Origin of the sequence: Streptomyces lydicus (assembly GCF_001729485.1) — a bacterium.
Classification (GTDB): Bacteria; Actinomycetota; Actinomycetes; order Streptomycetales; family Streptomycetaceae; genus Streptomyces; species Streptomyces lydicus_D.
In genome coordinates, this window is the sequence record NZ_CP017157.1 from 4579344 (window position 1) to 4600757 (window position 21414).

Genomic DNA, 21414 nt, shown 5'->3' on the forward strand with positions numbered 1-21414 from the left:
CGTCATGCGCGTTCTGCTGGTCAACATGCCCTGGTCCCCGATCGATCTGCCGTCCCTCGCACTCGGCATCCTCCGGCGGAGCGTCGACGAGCGCACCTCCGGCCGGGCCGACGTGCTGCACGCCAATCTGGAGTTCACCGACTGGATCACCCGGCGCACCGCGTTCACCGGTGACGACTACCAGTTCTACGCGCTGTCCTCGTACTTCATGGGGTGCGGCGACTGGGTGTTCTCCTCCGCCCTCTACGACGATCCCGAGTGGCGCGTACCGGAGTTCAACGCGTCGATGCGCGGCAAGCTCAAGGACGCGCGGCTGCGGATGTCGCACGAACTGCACCGGGTGGTACCGGAGTTCGTGCAGGAGATCGCCGAGCGGATCGTCGCGGCCGGTCCCGACGTCGTCGGCTTCACCTCCACCTTCCAGCAGAACACCGCCGCGCTCGCCGCCGCCAAGTACGTCAAACGCCTCGCCCCGCACATCCGGACGGTCATGGGCGGGGCGAACTGCGACGCCGAGCAGGGCGCCGCGACGCACCGCAACTTCCCCTTCGTGGACTTCGTGGTCCGTGGCGAGGGCGAGGCCGCCTTCCCGCAGCTGCTGACCGCGCTCGACGAGGACACCGAGCTGTCCGCCGTCCCCGGTCTGTGCCACCGCGGCGCGGACGGATCGAGCATCGCCAACCCGATGAGCACCAGCCCGCTGCCGCCCGTCGCCATCCTGCCGCCCGACTACGGCGGCTACTTCGAGCGGCTGGCGTCGTCCGTCGCCCGCAACTGGGTGGAGCCCAAGCTCGTCGTCGAGGGCGCGCGCGGCTGCTGGTGGGGGGAGAAGCACCACTGCACGTTCTGCGGCCTCAACGGCTCCTTCATGCAGTTCCGCAGCAAGAGCCCCGACACCTTCTACAAGGAGATCATGGACCTGGCACGCCGCCACCGCGTGCTGGACATGTACGTCGTCGACAACATCCTCGACATGGGCTATCTGCACTCCGTGCTGCCCCGCATCATCGACAGCGGCTACGACCTGCGGATGCACATCGAGATCAAGGCGAACATGCGCCGGCCCCAGCTGCGCACCCTCGCCGAGGCCGGGATGATCTACGTCCAGCCGGGCATCGAGAGCCTGAACAGCCGGGTGCTCGACCTGATGGACAAGGGCGTCAGCGGCTGCCAGAACGTCCGCATGCTCAGGGACGGAGCCGAGACCGGGCTGTCCGTCTCCTGGAACTACCTGCACGGCTTCCCCGGGGAGACCGCCGCCGACTACGAGCCGGTCATCGCGCAGATACCGGCGCTGGAACACCTCAACCCGCCGGTCGACCTGTCGGCCCGCATCGCGATCGAGCGTTTCAGTCCGTACTTCAACCGGCCCGAGCTCGGGTTCACCGGCCTGCGCCCCGAGGAGCACTACCGCTTCACCTACGACCTGCCGGAGTCCGAACTGCTGGACCTGGCCTACGTCTTCGAGGCTCCCGAGCGCGGCATCGGCGAGCCGACCGTCACCGCCCTCAACGACGCCCTCGGCGCGTGGAAGAAACGCCATGCGGACAGCAGGCTCACGCACGCCGACCTCGGCGACCGCATCGTCCTGGTCAGCCGGCGGCACGCCTTCGACTGGAACGTCATGGAACTCACCCGCCCCACGGACATCGAGACCTTCCGGCTCCTCGACCAGCCGCACACCCCCGCCGCGCTCACCCGCAAACTCGCCGCGCGGCTGCCGGAGCACGCCCTCGACGCCGCCGCCGTCCACGTCCTCCTCCAGCACTGGGTGACGCTCGGCCTGGTCTTCACCGACAACGGCCAGTACGTCCATGTGGCGCCCGCCGCCGTCAACGAGGACCTGCTGCGCCTCGACTTCATGCGCCACACCCACGCGGCGGCTGCGCCGGCGGACCAGCCGGACGCGGCGGACCGCCCCGTCGCAGCCCACGCCTGAGCACCCACCCGGCCCGGAGAGGAGACCCCCATGCCCCCTACCACCACCGCCCCCGCCCGAGGCGCGCTCACGCTCAGCGCATGGCGCGACTACGACGAGGACGCCTGCGCGCTGCCCGGCATGGGCCTGGGCGCGGTCGAACTGACCGGCCCGCCGGAGAAGTACGCCACCCGGCTGTGGGAACTCGGGGCGCGCCGCGTCCGGCTCACCGACCCGATCGACCTCACCGCGGTGGGCGACCCGGACGCCGCCGCGCACGCCGTCCGGCGCCTGTGCCTCGTACGCGATCTGACCGCGCACGCCGTCGTGGTGGAGTGGCAGCTGCGGCTGCCGCCGACGCCAGACGACGGCTGGCGCGACCTCAGCCACCTGCAGCCGCCGCTGACGCTGGCCGGCCCCGCCGACCCGGCGGCCGCCCTGACGCGGTGGCGCACCGAGCACTACCTCTGCAAGTGCCTGTGGCGCCAGGGACCCGGCTTCGTGCAGATCCGCGACCGCCGCTGGGGCGAGCTGCGCCGCTTCACCGCGGACGAGCCGGCCTACCACGAGGCGATCGGCCGGCTGGCGTACGGCGCCCCGCCGTCGGCCGTGCCGGAGGCGATCGCCGCCGACTTCCTGCAGGAGCGGCTGATCGCCCGTACCGGCCCGCTGCTGTGGTGGCTGCCGTACCGAGTGCATCGCTGGATCCAGGAGGCGATGGCCATCTGACCGCGCGCGGGTCACACCGCCGGGCGCCGGCCCGGCGGCCGGCCGCTATGCGCGGCGGTTGTGGGTGCCGGGCGTGTAGCCGTACGCGCGGCGGAAGACGTCGATGAAGGCGCTGGTGGAGGACCAGCCGCAGCGGTGGGCGACCACGGTGACGGGGAGGTCGTCGGCCAGCATCTTCAGGGCGTGGTACAGGCGCAGTTGGGTGCGCCACTGGGGAAACGTCATGCCGAATTCGGAGCGGAAGAGGCGGCTGAGGGTGCGCTCCCCGGTGTGCGTGCGGGCGCCGAACTCGGCGAGCGTGCCGGGGTCGGCGGGGTCGGTGTGCAGGAGCGCGCAGACGGCGGCGAGCCGCGGGTCGGTCGCCGTGGGCAGCTGTACGGGCTCGTGCGGTGACGCGCGGAGCTGGTCCATGAGCACCGCGCGCAGCCGGCGGCGTGCGGGGCCCGTGCCGGTGGGGTCGCGGGTGTAGGCGAGGATCAGCTCGCGCAGCAGGGGGCTGACGGCGAGGACGGTGGGCGCGTCGAGACGCAGCGGGTTGTCGCCGACGGGCAGGCCGAGGGTGTGCAGTTCGAGGTGGCCGTGGGCGCGGTGGGCGTGGACGGTTCCGGCGGGTACCCAGATGGCCCGGTTCCCGGGCGCGAACCACGTCCCGGCGTCGGTGGTGACGGCCAGCACGCCGGAACCCGCGTAGACGATCTGGTGGTTGTCGTGGCGGTGCGCGTCGACGCGCTCTCCGGCGGCCAGAGCGAGGATGTGGGCCGGCGCCGCGGGGGTGTGGCGGATGTTCGGCATACCTTGGCATTTTATCGGAAGCACGACAGCCGCGGCGGCCGTGACGATCGAGACATGTCAACGACTCGACCTCTTCTGCTGCTGGCCCTCGGGCACGCCTGTGTGGACGTCTACCAGGGCGCGGTGGCCGCCCTCGTGCCGTTCTTCCTCGCCGAGCGGGCCTACACCTACGCCGCGGCGTCCGGCATCGTCCTCGCCGCCTCGCTGCTCTCCTCGGTGGCCCAGCCGCTGTTCGGCGCGCTCACCGACAAGTGGCCGATGCCGTGGTTGCTGCCGGTGAGCACGCTGGCCGGAGGCGTCGGTGTCGCGCTCAGCGGCGTCGGGGGCTCGTACGCGCTGACGCTGGCGGTGGTCGCGGTGTCCGGGATCGGGGTGGCCGCGTACCATCCCGAGTCCGCCCGGATCGCCCGTGTCGCGAGCCGTGGCAGTCACACCGCGATGGGCTGGTTCTCCCTCGGGGGCAACCTCGGCTTCGCCACCGCTCCGCTCGCCGTCTCCGCCGTCGTCGCCACCGGCGGCCTGCGCGCCTCACCGCTGCTGATCGTCCCGGCCCTGGTGGGCGCCGCGCTGTGCGTGGCCGCCCTGCGTGCGGTCAACCCGCCCGCCCCGACCGGACGCACCGCGCCCGCCGACGCCCGCCCGGCGGGGAGGGACGACTGGCCGGCCTTCCTCAGGATGTCCGGGGCCATCGTGTGCCGCTCGATCGTCTTCGTCGGTCTGAGCGCCTTCATCTCCCTCTACGCGCGGCAGCGCAGCGGAGGAGGCGAAGTCGCGGGCACCGTGGCCCTGTTCGTGCTCTACCTCGGCGGTGCGATCGGCACCGTCGCGGGCGGCCGGCTCGCGACGCGTTACGGCCGCGTCCAGGTGGTGCGCTGGTCGTACGCGCTGACCGTGCCCGCCGTCGCCGGCATCGTGCTGGTCCCCGGGCCGCTGCTGTACCTGTGTGTCGCGCTGACCTCCGCCGGGCTGTACGTGCCCTTCTCCCTGCACGTCACCCTCGGCCAGGATTACCTGCCCCGGCGCGTCGGCACCGCCAGCGGCGTCACGTTGGGTCTGACGGTCAGCGTCGGTGGCATCGCCAGCCCCCTCATCGGCGCCGCGGCCGACGCGACCTCCCTGCAGACCGCCCTCGCCCCGCTCATCGCGCTGCCCGCGCTGGGCTGGCTGCTGTTGCGCACCCTGCACGAGCCCGCCATGCCCGAGGCCGCGGTGTCCGAGGCCGCGGTGTCCGCAGCCGCCGCGCCGGAAGCCGGTGCGCCGGAAGCCGGTGCGCCTGCCCCGGCCACGGCCGTCGCCCGCGCGCCGCACGGCGACACCGCGCGCACCACCGGCCCCTGACGCCCGTGCCCCCGGTGCCGCGGCCGGCAGGCCCGAGGGCATCGGGGCCCCGGGGGCCCGGGGGCAGCGGGAGGCCCGGGACTCGCCGGGCGAAGCGCCTCAGCGCGCCGAACGACCCAACAGGGCCTGGGCGATGGCGATCTGCGCGGGTTCGAGTTGCGTATTGCCGTCCTCGATGTCCCACAGCGCGTTCTGCAGCACGCGGCCGAGCGTCCAGCCGGTGGCCCGCCGCCGGTCCAGGCCGAGGACCTCGGTCAGCAGGTCGAAGCGGCGCAGCACCGCCCGCGCGACGTCGCCCGACGCCACCACCTCCGCCCACCGGTTGTGCAGTGCCGGCAGGAGTTCGAACCCGGGGTCCCCGGCCAGCGGCTCGGGGTCGATGGCCAGCCAGGGCTCCCGCTCGCCGGCGAGGACGTTGTCGTAGTGCAGGTCCCAGTGCAGCAGCCGGTCTCCGGGTTCACCGGCCAGCTCGGCGACGGCGGACGCGCAGCTGCGCACCAGTCGCCGTTCGGCGGGATCGTGCAGCGCCGGCACGGCCCGCGGGACCTGGTCGAGCATGGCGGCGGCGATGCCGGACAGCGTGCGCAGCCCCTCGGGGGCGGGCACCGAGGTCAGGCGGGCCATCAGCTCGGCGAGGATCTGCAGGGCCCGGCCGTCGTCGGCGACCGTGGACAGGGGGCGGCCGGCGTCGAGCCGTTCCAGCAGCTGGCTGCTGGATTCCTCGTCGTGGTCGAGCAGGCGGACGATGCCGTTGCCCCGCCATGTCCGCAGTCCGGTGGCCGCGCCCGCGGTCTCCTCCCGGAGCTGCTGGAGCTTGAGGGCGGCCGGGGTGCCGTCGGCGCGGAGCACGGGCAGGACGAGCGAGGCCATGCCGTGTGCGGAGGGACCGTCGGGCCGCAGGTCCCAGCGCTCCAGGAGGTCGCCGCCGAGGCGCGGCAGCCCGTCGAGCCAGGCGCGTGCCTCGGCGCCCAGCCCGCCGTAGGACACGGCGAACGCGTCGGGTACGTCGATAAAGGTCGGCGTCTTCATACGGGCAGTCTCCGTCACCGCCCGTACCGGCGTCCGAGCACTCGGACATCCGCCCCGGCAGACGTACGACTCCACACCGGCGTCATGAGCGATATGGCAAGGAAGATCCACATATGCCTTGTCTGCCGCGTACGGACGCGGTCACCACTCTCCGAGGTCACCGTGTCCACATAGCGTTCAGCTCCCGGGCCGCTCCGCGTCGGTTTGTATTCTCGGCAGGCGCCCCCCTTCGACGCGGCACCTGCGAGAGGAAGCACCATGACCACCGAGCTGAGCCCCGACGCCCTGACCGAGGTCCTTGCGCGGGCCCGCCAAGACTACCAGGACCTCACGGCCCGCGGGCTCTCCCTGAACCTCACCCGGGGCAAGCCGGCGCCGGAGCAGCTCGACCTCTCCGAGGAATTGCTGAACCTGCCCCTCGGAGTGCACACCTCCGCCGACGGCACGGACGTACGCAACTACGGCGGTCTGCAGGGACTGCCCGAGCTGCGGGAGATATTCGCCGAGGTGCTCCAGGTGCCGGCCGGACAGCTGCTCGCCGCCGGGAACTCCAGCCTTGAGCTGATGCACGACTGCCTGGTGCACGCCCTGCTCGGTGTCCTGCCGGGCGCCACCTCGCGCTGGGTGGAGCAGGAGCGGATCGCGTTCCTGTGTCCGGTTCCTGGTTACGACCGACACTTCGCGCTCTGCGAGCGGTTCGGGATCGACATGATCCCGGTGCCGATGACCGCCGAGGGTCCGGACATGGACGTCGTGGAGCAGCTGGTCGCCGAGGACCCGACGGTCAAGGGCATCTGGTGCGTCCCGAAGTACAGCAACCCGGACGGCGCCTGCTACAGCGACGCGACGGTGGCGCGCCTCGCCTCGATGAACACCGCGGCCCCCGACTTCCGGATCTTCTGGGACAACGCCTACGCCACCCACCACCTCACCGAAGAGCCCGTCGAGATCGCCGACCTGCTCGCCGCCTGCGACGAAGCGGGGAACCCGGACCGGGCGTTCGTGTTCGGCTCCTCCTCGAAGATCACGATGGCGGGCGCGGGTGTCGCCTTCTTCGGCTCCTCGACCGCCAACCTGAAGTGGCTGCTCGGCCACAACGCCAAGCGGTCGATCGGCCCCGACAAGGTCAACCAGCTGCGGCACGTCCAGTTCCTGCGCGACGCGGACGGCGTGCGCGGGCACATGGAGCGCCAACGCGCGCTGCTGCAGCCGAAGTTCGAGGCGGTGGCGCGGATTCTGGAAGCCGAGCTCGGCGGGACCGGACTCGCGACCTGGACCGCGCCCAGGGGCGGCTACTTCGTGACCCTCCAGGTGCCGGACGGCTGCGCCAAGGAGGTCGTACGCCGTGCCACCGAGGCGGGCATCGCACTGACGCCGGCCGGCGCCACCCACCCCTACGGCAACGACCCGCGCGACGCGGTCATCCGTATCGCGCCCAGCTACCCGAGCCTGCCCGAGCTGGAGCAGGCGCTCGAAGGTCTCGCCGTCTGCGTCCGACTCGTGGGGTACGAGCAGCAGGCCCGCTAGGTTCCGCCCGTCCGGCGCGCGGCAGGCGCGCCGGACGGGGCACGGCGTGGCCGGGCGTCTCAGTCCAGGGTCTGGGTGAGGGCGCTGCGGTTGGCGGTGTGCACGACGCGGCCCCGCGCTCCGTTGACGATCGGCAGGTACGGCGGGACGTGTCCGCACTCGACGTCGGCGAGGATCGGCACGCCGAGCGGCCCGAGGGCGTCCAGCACGGCTCGGTGCTGGGTGAAGGAGCCGTCGTCCGGTGCCGAGGTCCGGCCGACGAGGACCGCGTTCGCCCGGTCGAAGAATCCGGCCAGCCGCATCCCGTGCAGGTTCCGGCAGATGGTGAAGGCGTTGTCCTCCACCGCCTCGATATAGACGAGCAGCCCTTCCGGAGCCTCGGCGCACGCGAAGGCCGAAGTGTCGAGGTAGGCCGTTCCTGTGAGGTTGCACAGGGTCTCGATGCACCCGCCGATCAAGCGCCCCTCGACGTCCACGTCACCGACGGCGTCCAACCGCGTCCACCTGCCGGCCGCGTCGAGGGTGCACTCGCGTACCTCGGGGTGGGCACGGTAGTCGTCCCAGCCCGTTGACCTGTGGCGGCCGGGTGGCACCTGCGTGAAGCGGTGCCCCTCGGGTGCGGCGGCGATGTCGAGCCACGACAGCAGGCCGTCGGGCACCGTGTAAGGGGTGTCCATGAGGTTGTTGCCGTGCAGGGTCGCCGTGCCGGTGCGGAGGGTCAGGGGCGTGAGGAGCGTCGAGATGTCGGAGAACCCGACGAACCAGGTCGGTTCGGCCGCCCGCAGCCGGTCCCAGTCGAGCAGCGGCAGCAGGTCGATCGCCGTCTCACCACCCCACGGCGGGACGACGGCCCTGATGCCGGGGTCCGTCAGCATCGACATGAGCTCGTGCGCGCGGTCGGCCGCGGGGGCGCTGACGTGGCCGTCCGCGTCCATACAGCGGCCGACGACCACCTCGTAGCCGCGCGACTCCACGACGCGTCGTGCCACCTCAAGGCGTGGCCACAGGTCCTTGGGCACGCCGCTGGACGGGGAGGTGATGCCGACCCGGTCACCAGGGCGCAGGGGGCGCGGATAGCGAACAGCCATGTCCGGAATTCTGACACGCCGTCGCGCCCCGGTCCCGGGAATTTCACTGCCCTGCACAGCAGTTCATTGCAGTTCACTGCAGTGCGCAGCAGTTCACAGCAGGGCGAGCACCCGCTCCGCCTGCCGCTCGGCGGTGCCGGGCGGGTTGCGACGGGGAGTGCCGTTGTCGCTCAGCAGCTTGCCCAGCCACCACAGGGCGTTGAGCCGGCGCAGATGCCCGATCCGGGCGGACTCGGCCTCGGTGAGTGGGAACCGGCCGAGGAAGAAGTCCACGTCGAAGGTGCTGTCCACCCAGGTGGAGAGGTGGCTGCCGATCTCCGCCAGCTCGAAGGCGCGGTCGCTGCGGCCGGCGTCCTCGAAGTCCACGAGGCGTACCCGGTCCCCGTCATAGAGGTAGTTGGCGATGTTGCCGTCCGTCAGTCCGAAAACCGGGTGGACGGCGTCCGCGCCGGAGACCGCCTCCAGACGCGCGCAGGCCAGCCACCGCTTCCCCGCCGCGAGTGCCTCCCTGACCACCGGCTCCCAGGAGCCGTCCGGCCGGCGGGCCAGCCGGTCGCGGACGTGGGTGTCGACCCGGCGGGCGTGCCAGGCGCCGGTGGGGGTCGCGGCGACCACCTGACCGGGGACGGCACGGTGCACGGCGGACAGTGCCCGGGCGAGCGCACGGAGGGCCGGCCGCGAGACGACCGTTCCGCGCAGCGGCGTCCCGTCGATCCTGGACATGGTCACCTCCGGCGGTTCCGCGTCGAGGGCGGCCGTGAGCGGGGCCGGGGCGGTGCCGGGCGCGTAGCGGTGCAGCAGGGTGAGACCGCGCCACTCACGGAGCGCCTCACCGTGCCCCCAAGAGGTGAAGCGCTTGGTCACCACGCCGTCGGTGAGGTGGAGTTGGTGCGTGCTGCGGAGTGCGGTCATCGGCTCTCCCGTCTGCTGGTTACGGTGGGGTAATGCGCCGGCGTGGCAGCCGGCGGAGGGGTGATCCGCTGCCCGCGGGCCCCCGTGAACCCATGAAAGGTGCTTCATGACCGCAGTGCACGGCGAATATCTGGACATCTCCACCCCGGACGGCGTGGCCGACGCCTTCCTCGCCCACCCCGACGACGGCCGGCCGCACCCCGGTGTCCTGCTGTACATGGATGCCTTCGGGCTGCGCCCCTCGTTGGAGGAGATGGCCAAGCGCCTGGCCGGACACGGCTACACGGTGCTGACGCCCAATGTCCTGTACCGCGCCGGGCGCGCCCCGCTGGTGGACCTGCCGGACTTCATCGACGCCGACCGGGTGCCGGCGATCTTCGAGAAGCTCATCCCGCTGATCCTGGCGCTGACGCCCGAGTTGGCCATGCGGGACGCGGGCGCCTACCTCGACTGGCTGGCCGCCTCTCCGCTGGTCTCCGACGGTCCGGTGGGCGCCACCGGTTACTGCATGGGCGGTGTCCTCGCGGTCCGTACGGCCGCGGCTCACCCCGACCGGATCGCGGCCGCGGCCGCCTTCCACGCCGGCTTCCTGGCGACCGACGCGGAGGACAGCGCGCACCGCCTCGTCGGCCCCATCACGGCGGAGCTGTACTTCGGCCACGCCGACCAGGACTCGTCGCTTCCGCCCGAGCAGATAGCGGCCCTGGAAACGGCCCTGGACAGCGCGGGCGTGCGCCACCGCACCGAGGTCTACGAGGGCGCCGAGCACGGCTACACCCAGGTCGGCACCTCCGCCTACAACGAGGAGGCCAGCGAACGCCATTGGCAGGCCCTGCTCGACCTCCTCGCGCGCAACCTTCGCCCCTGACCACCGCCTGACGCCTGCCGCCTGACGCCGGCGGACGGCCGAGGTCTCCGGCCGGGCCCGGAGGGGCGTCGGTCGGTCCTCGGGCTGCGCGGGGGCGGGGTCCGGAGCGGGTCCGGTACGCGGTCCCCGCGCAGCCCTCGGGCGGTGGGCGGACCGGCGGCTGCGCCGGTCCGGCCCCTCAGCTCAGTGGTCGGCGGCCGCGTCGGACTCGGCGGCCGCCGCTGCGCTCTCCGCGCCGTCGACCAGCTTGCGCATGCCCGCCAGGTCGGTGGGCGCCGGCGAAGCGGCCGACGGCGGCGCGGTCGGTGTGGCGGTGGCGCCCGAGGCGTCGCCCTCGGCACGTACGCCGTTGCCGCACCCGGTGACCAGCAGGCCGCAGACCAGGGTGGTCGCCGCGAGGACGGCGGCCTGGACGGTGCGGGTCACGACGCGGTGTTGTTCTGCGTCCGGCACCAGGTGGCCACCTTGGCGAGGTCCTTCTCCCGCTGCTGGAGCGTGGGGACGAGGGACTTGCGGTGGTCCAGCTTGTGGTTGAGGAAGGTGGCGATCTCGGTGTGGCCGGCCGCCTTCGCCTTCTCGACCCGCTTCTCCAGGCGGGCGATCGAGCCGCGCACCGTGACCTTGCCCTGCAGCCGGGCGAGCGCCCGGTGGAGACGCTTCTCGATCTTCGGGGCGCGCTTGCACAGGGCGCGCGCGCCGTCGCCGGTGTGGGTCTTGGCAGCGGCGGACGACGTCGAGGGCGCGGCGGGGGTGTTGTCCGCGGCCACGGCGGTGCCGGCGATGCCGAGCAGGGCGGTGCCGGCGGCCACCGAAGCGACGGCGATGTTCCGGGTCCGGATCCGGGTGGGCATGGGCTTCTCCTCGTGCGGTTCGTTGCGTGACGTACGGCTCGTTGCGCGGGTGGTGCGTCGCACGTGAGGTGCGTTGCGCCGCGTACGGTTCCTGCCTGCGTACGGGCGTCGCCCTCGTGCGTACGGGCGCCGCGTGCGTACGGTCGGCGGGCTCGGTGCCCGCCCACGGGGAGAAGTTAGAGGCGCTCCTTGTGGAAACCTTGTGGCCGTTCGACGGGCTCGGCCAGCCAGTCCCGGTGAGCGGGCAGTTGCGCCGGCCGCGGCCGGTCCGGGGTCGCCGCGGGGAAGGCGACCTCGAAGCGGGCGCCCCGGCCGTCCGGGCCGTCCAGGACGCGCAGCCGCGCCCGGTGCAGGGCGGCCTGCTGGGCGACGAGGGTGAGGCCCAGGCCGGATCCGGTGCTGTCCCGGCCGCGGTGGAACCGCTGGAAGACCACCTCCCGGTGCTCCGGCGGGATGCCGGGGCCGCGGTCGTCGACGCACAGCACGACGTGGCGGGCCGCCGCCGGTGTCCGTGACTCCCCCGGCCCCGTCGGCCCGGCGGCGTGCAGCGCGATCCGCACCTGGCCGGCCCCTCCCGCCGCGGGCCGGCCGTGGACCAGGGCGTTCGTCACGAGGTTGTCCACCAGGGAGCGCAGACCGGGGCGCCAGCCATGGATCGTCAGGCCGGGGCTGCTGTCGACGGTCACTTCGGCCGCGGGGTTCCGGCGGCGGGCGTCCGCGGCGGCCTCGTCGGCGAGTTCGGCGAGGTCGATCAGCTCAAAGGCGTCCGCCTCGACGAGATCGCCCTGGCCGAGCGCCCTGAGCATCACCAACAGGCCCAGCAGACGGGCGTGTTCACGGCGCAGATCGTCCACCGTCTCGGCCCGGTCGGTGGGGTCGAGGTCCTGGAACGCGTCGAGGATGTCGAGGTTGGTCTGCATGCTCATCAGGGGCGTGCGCAGTTCGTGGGACGCGGCGGCGGAGAAGGAGCGTGCGGCGGCCAGCGCCTCGGCGGTCCGGGCGGCTTGTTCGTCGTAGCGGGCCAGGAAGGTCTGCAGCGTCCGGGCGAGGTCGTCGACCTCGGTGATCCGGGTGGGGAGGTGGTCCAGGCGGGCCACGCTGGTGTGCGGGTCGAGTCCGCTGGTGGCCTGCTGCAGACGCCGCAGCGGCCGGGCGGCGCGCGCGGCGAGGAGCCAGGCCGCGGCGCCCGACGGTACGGCGGCGAGCAGGGCGACGGTGAGGACCCTGCGGCGCACCAGCCCGATCTGCGCCTCACGCGCGGTGTCCGGGGAGAAGAGCCACAGCATTCCGCGCGCGCCGGCCCCGCCGCCGGTGACCGGAACGGCCAGTACCCGCCAGCTGTCGCCGTGCGCGTGCACGGTTGCCGGGCGGCCGGTGCGGGCCGGCAGCGGTACCGACACATCGGGCTGCGGGCCGTCGAGGACGGTGCCGCCGGGGCCGGCCAGCCGGACCCCGACATCGAGGGCAGCGGTGAACAGCTTCTGCCGCCGGGCCTGTTCGGCGTGCGGGCGGCCGTGCGAGGAGGCCCGCAGCACGCCGCGCGCGGCGACCGCGACGCTCTGTGCGCGTTCGGTGAGGCGCTGGTCGGCCTGGGTGCGCAGGTCCTTGGCCACCAGTGCCACCAGCAGCCAGCCGGAGGCGGCCACCAGCAGGGGCACCACGAGTCCGACGACGAGCGCGATGCGGGTGGAGAGCCTCATCGCGCCGAGCCCCCCGCCCCGGCCGCGGGGCCGCCGTCGTCGCGGAGGACGAAGCCCACGCCGCGCACGGTGTGGACGATCCGGTCACGTCCGCCGGCCTCCAGCTTGCGCCGCAGATAGCTGACGAAGGTGTCGACGGCGTCGGTCCGTACGTCGAAGTCGTAGCCCCAGACCCGTTCCAGGAGCTGGTCGCGGGTCAGGACCTGACCGGCGTTGCGGGCCAGCACCTCCAGCAGCGCGAACTCGCGCCGGGTGAGGGACAGCTCCTGGTCGTCGAGGCACGCCCGGTGGGCCGTCGGGTCGAGCAGCAGGCCGCCGACGCGCACCGTGTCGGTGGCGGCGGGCGGGCGGCGGCGCAGCAGGGCGTGCAGGCGCAGCACCAGCTCGTCGAGGGCGAACGGCTTGACGAGGTAGTCGTCGCCGCCCGCCTGGAGGCCGGCGACCCGGTCGGCGACCTCGTCGAGGGCGGAGAGCATGAGGACCGGTATGTCGTTGCCGTCCTCGCGCAGCCGCCGGCACACCGTGATGCCGTCGAGGTCGGGCATCGAGATGTCGAGGACCATGACGTCCGGTGGTGTGTGCGTCAGCCGTTCCAGCGCGTCCCGGCCGCCGTCCGCCAGACTCACCGTGAAGCCGTTGAGCCGCAGTCCGCGCCCGAGCGACCGCCGGATCGCCGCGTCGTCGTCCACCAGCAGAACCCGGCCGGTGCTGAGCGGTCCCGTCATTCTTGTCTGCCTCCGTGCCTCGCCGTTGCCGAAGCATCATGCGTCATGGCGGCGACGAGCGGGGGCGCGGGTGGCAGAACGGATCTCCTCGGCTCCTGGGTGTACGAGGGAACGCACTGTGTCCGCTTTATGTCTTGTCGGGTGGGCACCTGCCCCGCACTGTCGATGCCGACAGCCTTGATCACCGTCACGGAGGCCCGTACACCGCCATGAACACCGAACGTGAGACCGCCGTCCGCGCCGAGCTCGAAGAATTCATCCAGACCCGGGAATTCAGCTGCCTGGGGGCGCGTGCCGCACTGAAACGCGACAGCATCACGCACCGGCATTACCGAAGAATGGGTGAGGCGTCCTCGGCCGCCGAGAACCACCGTGATCTCGTCGAGTACGTCCGTACCGTACGGCCCCTGCTCTCGGACCAGAGTTTCCGTACCTTCGTGGCGACGTTCGACGAGCCCGGCACGGTGGATGAACTCGCCTACGAGGGGCTGATATGGCAGCACCTGCAGCTCATGCACGACCTCGACAGCCGGAGTTTCGGGCTGGACAAGGGCGCGACGTCGGACCCCGCCCTGCCCAACTTCGGGTTTCACACCGGCGGGCACGCGTTCTTCGTCGTGGGGATGCACCCCGGTGCGTCCCGGGCGAGCCGCCGCTTCTCCGCGTCGGCGATCGCTTTCAATTCGCTGGCGCAGTTCGTGCTTCTCGGGGAGAAGTTCTACTCGATGCAGGGCGCGATCCGCCGGCGCGAGAACAAGAACAACGGGTCGGTGAATCCGAGTTTCACGGAGTACGAGTACGAGCAGCCGGCGCGGCACTTCTCCGGCCGGTTCACGGAGGAGGACTGGCAGTGCCCGTACGCCTCGCGGCACGAGCCGGCCACCGAGGACTTCACGGCGGGGCTGATGGGGCACGGGCGGTAGGCGGGCGGCCGGAGCCGGCCCTCAGCGCACGGCCGACGCCGAGTCCGCCAGCCGGCGGCGGGCGGCGCGGGCGGCCGGCAGGGCCGAGGCCGCGGCGGAGACCGTCACCGCGAGGGCGATGACCAGCGCCAGCACGCCGAGGGCCGGGCGCTGTGCGATGCCGGTGCCCCAGCCGCTCGCGTCGCCCTGGAGGTCGATCAGCCACCGGGAGGCGAGGACGCCCAGCACCGTACCGGCCAGGGCGGCGGCCAGGGTGACGAAGGCGGTGGCCGAGACGATCACGGCGGTGATCTGGCGCGGGGTGAGGCCGACCGCCCGGAGCGCGAGCAGGTCGCGGCCGCGGTCGCGGACCGCGGTGCCGACGGTCGTGGCCAGTTCCGCGAGTCCGATCAGCGTGAGCACCGCGATCAGGCCGGCGGCGACGGCGCGGACCGTCGCGAGCTGCTCGGCGGGGTTGGGGACCTGGCGCACCTCGAGCCGGCCGCCGGACGCTTCGGTGAGGGCGTCGCGTACGGCGGCGGGGTCGGTGCCGTGGCGCAGGACCAGGTTGTAGAAGTCGGGGCGGGGCGGTTGCGGGGTCGGGGTGGCGGTGTCCCCGTCGCGCAGGGTGTCCAGGGTGGTGGAGATGACGCGGCCGGCGTCGGCGGTCTCGATGCTCCGGCCGACGATGTGCAGGACGTGCGGCCGGCCGGCGACGGTCATCCGTACCCAGTCGCCGACGTGTGCGTCGAGCAGCTCCAGCAGGCCCTGCCCGGCGACCGCCTCGTCGGGGCCGCGCACGGCGCGGCCCTCGGCGACGGCGAAGGGATAGGGGCGGGCCAGGGTGCCGAGCCCGCGCAGGGTGATGGTGCCGGTCTGGCCGGGGACGAGGGCCTGTACCTCGGCACCCGGGTAGGCGGTCAACTGGCTTTTCCCGGCGAGGAGTTGGCGTACGGCAGGGTCGTCGAGGGTGTCGGAGCGGGCGGTGAGGGCCGCGGCCAGGCCGACGCTTTCGGGGCGGGCGGTGAAGCGGTCCACCGTGGTCCAGGCGCCCAGGGCGATGGTGATGAGCAGCAGGGGCACGGCCAGGCGGGCCACCGCCGCCGAGGAACGCAGCGGGCGGTGGAAGGCGCCGCGCCAGCCGAGGACGAGGGCCGGTGGGATCTTGAGGCCGAGGGCGCGCCGGGTCAGGGCGGAGGGCCGGCCGGCGGTGGCAGCGGCCGCGCGGGCGACCGGGACCGGCGGCACCCGTCCGGCGCGCCAGGCGGTGAGGCAGGTCGCCGAGCCGATGAAGGCCACCACGCCGCCGCAGATGGCCAGGGGCAGCCAGGTGTGCTCGGGGAGTTGCCGCCACACGGCCGTCGCCTCGCCGATCCGGCCGGGCGCCAGGGGGCCGAGGAACTGGGTGACGAGCGCGCCGAGGGTGACGCCCAGCAGCGCGAAGCCGAGGTGCAGGGCGAGGAACATGCGGACGACCTGGCCGGGGGTGAAGCCGATGGCCTTGAGGACGGAGATGTCGCGGAGGTGGCCGCGGATCCTGCTGCTGATGGCGCCGCCCACCGCCAGCGCCGCGGCGAACAGCGCGCCGAGCCCGAAGAGGCCGAGAAGCCGGGCGAGCAGGCTGTTGTCGCCGGCGGCGTCGGCGCGGGCCTGGCGCCAGGTGGAGACATCGGTGATCTGGTCGGCGCCGAGCCGGGTGACGGCCCGCTGGACGACGTAGTCGGTGTCCGCGGGATTGCCGAGCCGGAGGCCGATGGTGCGGCCGTGCTGGTCCTGGCCGGCGCCGGAGGCGGCGAGGGTCCGGGGCAGCACCCAGCCGACGCCGGGGGTCTCCCCCGCGCGGAAGGGGACTTCGGCGGAGTCCGCGATGCCGACGACCCGCAGGGGGGCGGTGAAGCCGCTCAGCGCCAGGGAATCGCCCGGTTTCGCCCAGATTGCATGGGCCACCGAGGTGTCGAGGACGATGCCCCGGGTGGCGCCGGCGTCGGCCCGGCCGTCGAGCCAGCGGCCGGCGACGACCTGCGGGGCGGCGGTGGCCGGGAGCCGGGATGTGCCGCGCAGTTCGAGGGTGGCCCGGGCACCGCCGGGCTGGAGGCCGGCCGTCGCGCGGACCGTGGGGAACGGGCCGGAGGCGGCGCGTACCTCGTCCAGTGCGGCGAGCGAGCCGGCCGGCGCGCCGGCCTTGGTGTGGATCCAGACGTGGGCGCCGGAGGACTGGGTGAAGACCCGCTGCCAGGGGTCGGTGGCGTACGCGAAGAGGGCGGTGGCCAGCAGCAGGGAGATGGTGATGCCGGCCGTGGCCAGCACGATGAGCACGGCCGCGGGGCGGTGTGCGCGCAGGTGTGCCCGGGTCCAGCGGGCGGCCGCTCGCACCGGTCAGCCCTTGAGCTTGAGGACGTCGGAGACGCCGGCCGCGGGGCGGTCGGGGACGCTGCCGAGGTGGGCGTCGTCGCGGACCCGGCCGTCGAAGAAGCTGATCACGCGGTCCGCGGCACTGGCGATCCGGGCGTCGTGGGTGACCAGCAGGATGGTCTGGCCGCGCCGGTGGAAGCGGGCGAGCAGCCGCAGCACCTCGCGGGTGCCCTTGCTGTCCAGGCTGCCGGCGGGTTCGTCGGCGAGCAGCAGGCTGGGGCTGTTGACCAGGGCACGGGCCAGGGCCACGCGCTGCTGTTCGCCGCCGGAGAGCTCACCGGGGGTGCAGTTCTCCTTGCCGGTCAGGCCCAGCTCGTCGAGCAGTTCGGTGCGGGCGGTGCGGGCCTGCCGGGGCGACCGGCCGGCCAGCAGCGCGGGGAGTTCGACGTTGTCGGCGACGGAGAGGTTGGAGACCAGGTTGAAGAACTGGAAGACGATGCCGATGTGGTGGCGGCGCAGCTCCGCCCAGCGGGCCTCGCTGTAGGCGTCGACCTGGCGGCCGTCCACCCAGAGGGCGCCGCTGTCGGGGCGGTCGAGGCCGCCGAGGAGGTGCAGGAGGGTGGACTTGCCGGCGCCGGACGGTCCGGTGACGGCGACGAACTCGCCGCGCGCGACGGTCAGGTCGACGCCGCGTACGGCGTGGACGGGGGCGGCGCCCTCGGGCCGGTGGGTCTTGACCAGGCCGGCTGCCCGCAGTATCGGGGCGGACGGCTCGTCCCGGTTCATTCCAATTCCTCCTGACAGCGCTCCAGCCAGTCGAGATCCGCCTGCAGGTGCAGCATCGCGCCCTCGATCAGCAGCTGCGCGACGCGGTTGTCCCGGTCCTCGCTCGCGGCGAGTTTGGACAGGTCGCGCATGGTGTTGAGGTACTGGCGGCGCTGCTTGTTGATCAGGGTGATCTGGTCCGCGGTCCCGGTGTGGGGGGCGAGGGCGAGCTTCATGAAGAATTCGTCCCGCACCCGTGGTTCGGCGGTGGTCTCCTCGAACCACGCGTCCACCGTCTCCCGCCCCGCGTCGGTGATCCGGTAGATGCGCTTGTTGGGCCGGTCCGACTGCTCGACGTCCTCCCCCTCGATCAGGGCCGCCTTCTCCAGCCTGTTCAGGGTGACGTAGATCTGGCCGACGTTCGGCTGAGGGTATGCCGCGCCGAGGAGGTTCTCAAGGGCCTGTTTGAGTTCGTAACCGTGCGCGGGTCCGCCGACCAGCAGGGCCAGGAGTGGCAGCCGCACGCGTTTCCTCTCCCTCCCCGCCCTACTTGCCGGTTATTCGGACCCGTCCGAGTGTGAGCCGGGTCGCCGTCGCATCTTCCTGCGGCATCTAGTATCCCGCATGGCTAACAGGTATACATGGGGCGGGCTGTCGGTCCGCACGTCCCGTCGACGCCTGGTTCAAGGAGGAGCCCATGCGGTGGAAGCGTGCCGCGGGAAGGGCTCTGCTGGTCCTGTCGCTGCTCTTCGCGGGCAGTGCGGGCGCCCAGGCCGGCGAGCCGGCCGGCGGTTCGGACGGCCGGGGGCCGATCACGCTCGTCACGGGCGGCGACCTCACCGGCTACCTGCGCGGCGTCCTCGACGGCTGGAACATCCGGCACCCGCGCGAGAAGGTCACGCTGGTCGAGCTGCCGGACGCGGCCGACGAGGTGCGGGCCCAGATGGTCACCGAGCTGCGCGCGCACAGCGACCGCTTCGACGTGCTGAACATCGATGTGGCCTGGACGTCGGAGTTCGCGGCGGCGGGCTGGATCCGGCCGGTGGACGGCCGGCAGTTCCCGCTGGACCGCTTCCTGCCTCCCGTGGTGGACACCGCCACCTTCCGGGGCCGGCTGTACGCGGTCCCGTACGTGACCAATGCCGGGCTGCTCTACTACCGCAAGGACGTGCTCGACCGGGAGGGTGTGCGCCCGCCGCGCACCTGGGCCGAGTTGCGGCACCTGGCGAAGACGGTCGCGCCCAAGTACGGACTGGACGGCTACGCGGGCCAGTTCCTGCCGTACGAGGGGCTGACCGCCAATGTCGTCGAGGCCGTGCAGTCGGCGGGCGGTTCGGTGCTCGCCGGTGAGGGCGCCCGGGTGACGGTGGACTCCCCCGCCGCCCGCCGGGGCCTGTCCTTCCTGCTCGACGGGGTGCGCGAGGGGTGGATTCCCGCGCGGGCCCTTTCGTACAAGGAGGAGGAGTCCCGGAAGTCCTTCCAGGACGGCCGGCTGCTGTTCCTGCGGAACTGGCCGTACGCGTACGCGCTGGCCGGATCGCGTTCGTCGAAGGTGGCGGGGAAGTTCGGGGCGGTGCCGCTGCCGGGCCCGGACGGGCCGGGCTCCAGTGCGCTGGGCGGCTCCAACCTGGCGGTCAACGCGCACTCCCGGCACCCCAGGACGGCCGCCGAGCTGATCTCCTATCTGACGTCCGAGCCGGTGCAGCGCCGGGTGCTCACCGAGGGGGCGCTGCCTCCGGTGTGGGCCGGGGTGTACACCGATCCGCGGCTGGTGCGGCGGTTCCCGTACCTGCCGACGCTCAAGCGGGCGGTGCTGACGGCCCGGCCGCGCCTCAAGAGCCCGCGGTACGACCAGGTGAGCCTCGCGGTGCAGGCGGTCATGCATGACGCGCTGCTGCACCGGCGGAGCACGGACGCCACGGTGGCGCGGCTGAAGCGCGAGCTGACCGCCCTCGTCGGCCGCGGCTGACGCACGCCGACCTCCTCATCTAGTTACTTGTTAAGTACAGCCTCGCCTTGAAGCGCAGAACAATTCTGCACAAATACGGGCATCCAAAAGGTATCTTGAACCTTTTCGTTGACACCTGAATGACATCCCTACTTAACATGCATGCACAACAGCGACCCCCGCAGGCCGCACGGCATGCCCATGCAAGAACGGGATCACGGCAGATGCTCATCGCCACCGCAGACAACGGCTCCCCGGCCGACTCCGCGCCCTCCCTCTCCCTCCCCGGCCCGGCCGCCCCCGCGGCGACCACCGGGACCACGTCCCACGACACGGCGCAGCGCTGGTGGCGCGACGCGGTGATCTACCAGGTCTACGTCCGCAGCTTCCTCGACAGCACCGGCGACGGCATCGGCGATCTGGCCGGCGTCCGCACGGGGTTGCCGTACCTCAGGAAGCTGGGCGTGGACGGCATCTGGCTCAGCCCCTTCTACCCGTCGCCGCAGCACGACCACGGCTACGACGTGGCCGACTACCGCGAGGTGGACCCCGTCTACGGCGACCTCGCCGAGTTCGACCTCCTGGTGGCCGACGCCCACCGGCTCGGCCTGAAGGTGCTGCTGGACATCGTCCCCAACCACTGCTCCAGCGAGCACGCCTGGTTCCGCGCCGCCCTGGCGGACGGCCCGGACAGCCCCGCACGGGCGCTCTTCCACTTCGCCGACGGGCGCGGGACCGACGGCGAACTGCCGCCCAACAACTGGCGGGCGATGTTCGGCGGCCCCGCCTGGTCGCGCGTCACGGAGGCGGACGGCAACCCCGGCCAGTGGTACCTGCACATGTTCACGCCCGAGCAGCCCGACCTGAACTGGCGCAACCCCGCGGTCGGCGCCGACTTCGACAAGGTGCTGCGGTTCTGGCTGGACCGCGGGGTCGACGGCTTCCGCATCGACGTGGCGGCCGGGCTGTTCAAGCACCCCGAACTGCCCGACTCCCCCGACCCGTCGGCCGACGAGCGCACCCGCGACTCGGTCAACCCGCTGGCCTGGAACCAGCCCGAGGTGCACCAGGTGTGGCGCGACTGGCGCGCCCTGTGCGAGGAGTACACCGCCCGCGACGGCCGCGACCGGCTGCTGGTCGGCGAGGTCTCCGTACGGACACCGAGCGAGCAGGCCGCGTATGTCCGCCCCGACGAGCTGCACCAAGCGTTCTTCTTCCACCTGCTCACCGCGCGCTGGGACATCGACACCTTCCGCACGGTGATATCCGAGGCGCTCACCGACATCGCGGGCACCGGCTCCACGGTCACCTGGGTGCTCAACAACCACGACCAGGTCCGCACCGTCACCCGGTACGCCGGCGAACCCGGGGGCGGGCCCGCGGGAACGTGCGGACCGGCCAGGGCGCGCGCCGCCGCCCTGCTGATGCTGGCGCTGCCCGGCGCCGCGTACATCTACCAGGGCGAGGAGCTGGGTCTGCCGGAGGTCGTGGACCTGCCGGACGAGGTCCTCACCGACCCGATCTTCCACCGTACGGGCAGCCGGCAGCACATCCGCGACGGCTGCCGGGTGCCGCTCCCCTGGTCCGGGCACGCCTCCCCGTTCGGCTTCACGACGGGCACCGGCGCGGCCCAGCCGTGGCTGCCGCAGCCCGCGTGGTTCGCCGAACACGCCACCGAGCGGGCACTGGCCGACACCCGGTCGTTCTGGCACCTGTACCGGGAGGGGCTGCAGCTGCGCCGCAGCCTCCCCCAGCTCGGCGAGGGCACCCTGCGCTGGCTCCCCTCCCCGCCCCAGGTCCTGGCGTTCGAACGGGGCGACGGCCTGGTCTGCGCCGTCAACTTCGGCACCGAGCCGGTGCCGGCGCCCGCGCCCGGCCTCCCGCTGCTGGCGAGCGGCGACTGCCCGCCGGGGACCCTGCCGGGTTCCACCGCGGCCTGGTGGATGCACGCTCCCGCCGACCGCTGACCC

General features: G+C 72.9%; 19 protein-coding genes. 8 read left to right on the forward strand and 11 right to left on the reverse strand.

The features are described 5' to 3' along the window. Positions 1 to 4: 4 nt before the first annotated feature. Together SL103_RS19820 and SL103_RS19825 are read left to right on the forward strand one after the other, a co-directional pair. Positions 5 to 1939 (forward strand): RiPP maturation radical SAM C-methyltransferase, encoded by a 1935-nt coding sequence (locus tag SL103_RS19820; RefSeq protein WP_069570310.1) that lies wholly within the window; start codon positions 5 to 7, stop codon positions 1937 to 1939. 30 nt (positions 1940 to 1969) lie between these two features. Further along, positions 1970 to 2647 carry a DUF5825 family protein gene (locus SL103_RS19825; RefSeq protein WP_069570311.1) on the forward strand — a complete coding sequence of 226 codons (678 nt, stop codon included), beginning with the start codon at positions 1970 to 1972 and terminating at the stop codon, positions 2645 to 2647. 45 nt (positions 2648 to 2692) lie between these two features. On the opposite strand, the gene SL103_RS19830 is transcribed toward SL103_RS19825, so the two are convergent. Beyond that, positions 2693 to 3439 (reverse strand): AraC family transcriptional regulator, encoded by a 747-nt coding sequence (locus tag SL103_RS19830; RefSeq protein ID WP_069570312.1) that lies wholly within the window; start codon positions 3437 to 3439, stop codon positions 2693 to 2695. Between the two features lie 54 nt (positions 3440 to 3493). Between SL103_RS19830 and SL103_RS19835 the strand changes: the two genes are divergently transcribed. Next, the gene (locus SL103_RS19835) at positions 3494 to 4777 is read left to right on the forward strand and encodes an MFS transporter (RefSeq protein WP_079145869.1); all 1284 of its coding nucleotides are present in this window, start codon (positions 3494 to 3496) and stop codon (positions 4775 to 4777) included. Positions 4778 to 4876: 99 nt separating this feature from the next. Here the strand turns inward: SL103_RS19835 and SL103_RS19840 are convergent, their stop codons facing one another. Beyond that, positions 4877 to 5806, reverse strand: coding sequence for an aminoglycoside phosphotransferase family protein (locus SL103_RS19840; RefSeq protein ID WP_069570313.1), 930 nt, complete (start codon positions 5804 to 5806; stop codon positions 4877 to 4879). A 258-nt stretch (positions 5807 to 6064) separates the two neighbouring features. Here SL103_RS19840 and SL103_RS19845 point away from each other — a divergent pair, with 258 nt between their 5' ends. After that, a complete protein-coding gene (locus tag SL103_RS19845; RefSeq protein WP_069570314.1) occupies positions 6065 to 7333 on the forward strand; it encodes an aminotransferase class I/II-fold pyridoxal phosphate-dependent enzyme in 1269 nt (422 codons plus the stop codon). Positions 7334 to 7392: 59 nt separating this feature from the next. Here SL103_RS19845 and SL103_RS19850 read toward each other — a convergent pair whose 3' ends face one another. After that, positions 7393 to 8421: a S66 family peptidase gene (locus tag SL103_RS19850; protein ID WP_069570315.1), complete on the reverse strand. Its 1029-nt coding sequence runs from the start codon at positions 8419 to 8421 to the stop codon at positions 7393 to 7395. A 93-nt stretch (positions 8422 to 8514) separates the two neighbouring features. Then, positions 8515 to 9333 (reverse strand): phosphotransferase family protein, encoded by an 819-nt coding sequence (locus SL103_RS19855; RefSeq protein ID WP_069570316.1) that lies wholly within the window; start codon positions 9331 to 9333, stop codon positions 8515 to 8517. Between the two features lie 106 nt (positions 9334 to 9439). Here SL103_RS19855 and SL103_RS19860 point away from each other — a divergent pair, with 106 nt between their 5' ends. Then, positions 9440 to 10201 carry a dienelactone hydrolase family protein gene (locus tag SL103_RS19860; protein WP_069570317.1) on the forward strand — a complete coding sequence of 254 codons (762 nt, stop codon included), beginning with the start codon at positions 9440 to 9442 and terminating at the stop codon, positions 10199 to 10201. 183 nt (positions 10202 to 10384) lie between these two features. On the opposite strand, the gene SL103_RS19865 is transcribed toward SL103_RS19860, so the two are convergent. The 4 genes from SL103_RS19865 to SL103_RS19880 all read right to left on the reverse strand — a co-directional run bounded on the left by SL103_RS19865 (position 10385) and on the right by SL103_RS19880 (position 13477). Next, positions 10385 to 10654 carry a hypothetical protein gene (locus tag SL103_RS19865; RefSeq protein WP_164492868.1) on the reverse strand — a complete coding sequence of 90 codons (270 nt, stop codon included), beginning with the start codon at positions 10652 to 10654 and terminating at the stop codon, positions 10385 to 10387. Continuing rightward, entirely contained in the window at positions 10624 to 11052 is a 429-nt protein-coding gene (locus SL103_RS19870) for a hypothetical protein (protein ID WP_069570319.1), read from the reverse strand. Before SL103_RS19870 ends, SL103_RS19865 begins: the two co-directional genes overlap by 31 nt. 176 nt (positions 11053 to 11228) lie before the next feature. Further along, entirely contained in the window at positions 11229 to 12752 is a 1524-nt protein-coding gene (locus SL103_RS19875; RefSeq protein ID WP_069570320.1) for a sensor histidine kinase, read from the reverse strand. Beyond that, entirely contained in the window at positions 12749 to 13477 is a 729-nt protein-coding gene (locus SL103_RS19880) for a response regulator transcription factor (RefSeq protein ID WP_069570321.1), read from the reverse strand. The genes SL103_RS19875 and SL103_RS19880 overlap by 4 nt, the downstream gene beginning before the upstream one ends. A 209-nt stretch (positions 13478 to 13686) precedes the next feature. Here SL103_RS19880 and gntA point away from each other — a divergent pair, with 209 nt between their 5' ends. Further along, complete coding sequence (gene gntA, locus SL103_RS19885; protein WP_069570322.1) at positions 13687 to 14400, forward strand: guanitoxin biosynthesis heme-dependent pre-guanitoxin N-hydroxylase GntA; 714 nt, start codon at positions 13687 to 13689, stop codon at positions 14398 to 14400. A 21-nt stretch (positions 14401 to 14421) separates the two neighbouring features. Here the strand turns inward: gntA and SL103_RS19890 are convergent, their stop codons facing one another. Genes SL103_RS19890 through SL103_RS19900 form a run of 3 tightly spaced genes read right to left on the reverse strand, consistent with a single transcriptional unit; the run spans position 14422 to position 18020 of the window. Further along, on the reverse strand, positions 14422 to 16752 hold the full coding sequence (locus SL103_RS19890) for an ABC transporter permease (protein WP_069570323.1): 2331 nt from the start codon (positions 16750 to 16752) through the stop codon (positions 14422 to 14424). Positions 16753 to 16755: 3 nt separating this feature from the next. Continuing rightward, complete coding sequence (locus SL103_RS19895; RefSeq protein WP_069570324.1) at positions 16756 to 17517, reverse strand: ABC transporter ATP-binding protein; 762 nt, start codon at positions 17515 to 17517, stop codon at positions 16756 to 16758. Next, the gene (locus SL103_RS19900) at positions 17514 to 18020 is read right to left on the reverse strand and encodes a PadR family transcriptional regulator (protein ID WP_033267534.1); all 507 of its coding nucleotides are present in this window, start codon (positions 18018 to 18020) and stop codon (positions 17514 to 17516) included. The genes SL103_RS19895 and SL103_RS19900 overlap by 4 nt, the downstream gene beginning before the upstream one ends. A gap of 173 nt (positions 18021 to 18193) precedes the next feature. Between SL103_RS19900 and SL103_RS19905 the strand changes: the two genes are divergently transcribed. Both SL103_RS19905 and SL103_RS19910 read left to right on the forward strand, forming a co-directional pair. Beyond that, positions 18194 to 19465: an ABC transporter substrate-binding protein gene (locus SL103_RS19905; protein ID WP_069570325.1), complete on the forward strand. Its 1272-nt coding sequence runs from the start codon at positions 18194 to 18196 to the stop codon at positions 19463 to 19465. Between the two features lie 203 nt (positions 19466 to 19668). Further along, entirely contained in the window at positions 19669 to 21411 is a 1743-nt protein-coding gene (locus SL103_RS19910; protein ID WP_079145870.1) for a glycoside hydrolase family 13 protein, read from the forward strand. Positions 21412 to 21414 lie beyond the last annotated feature (3 nt).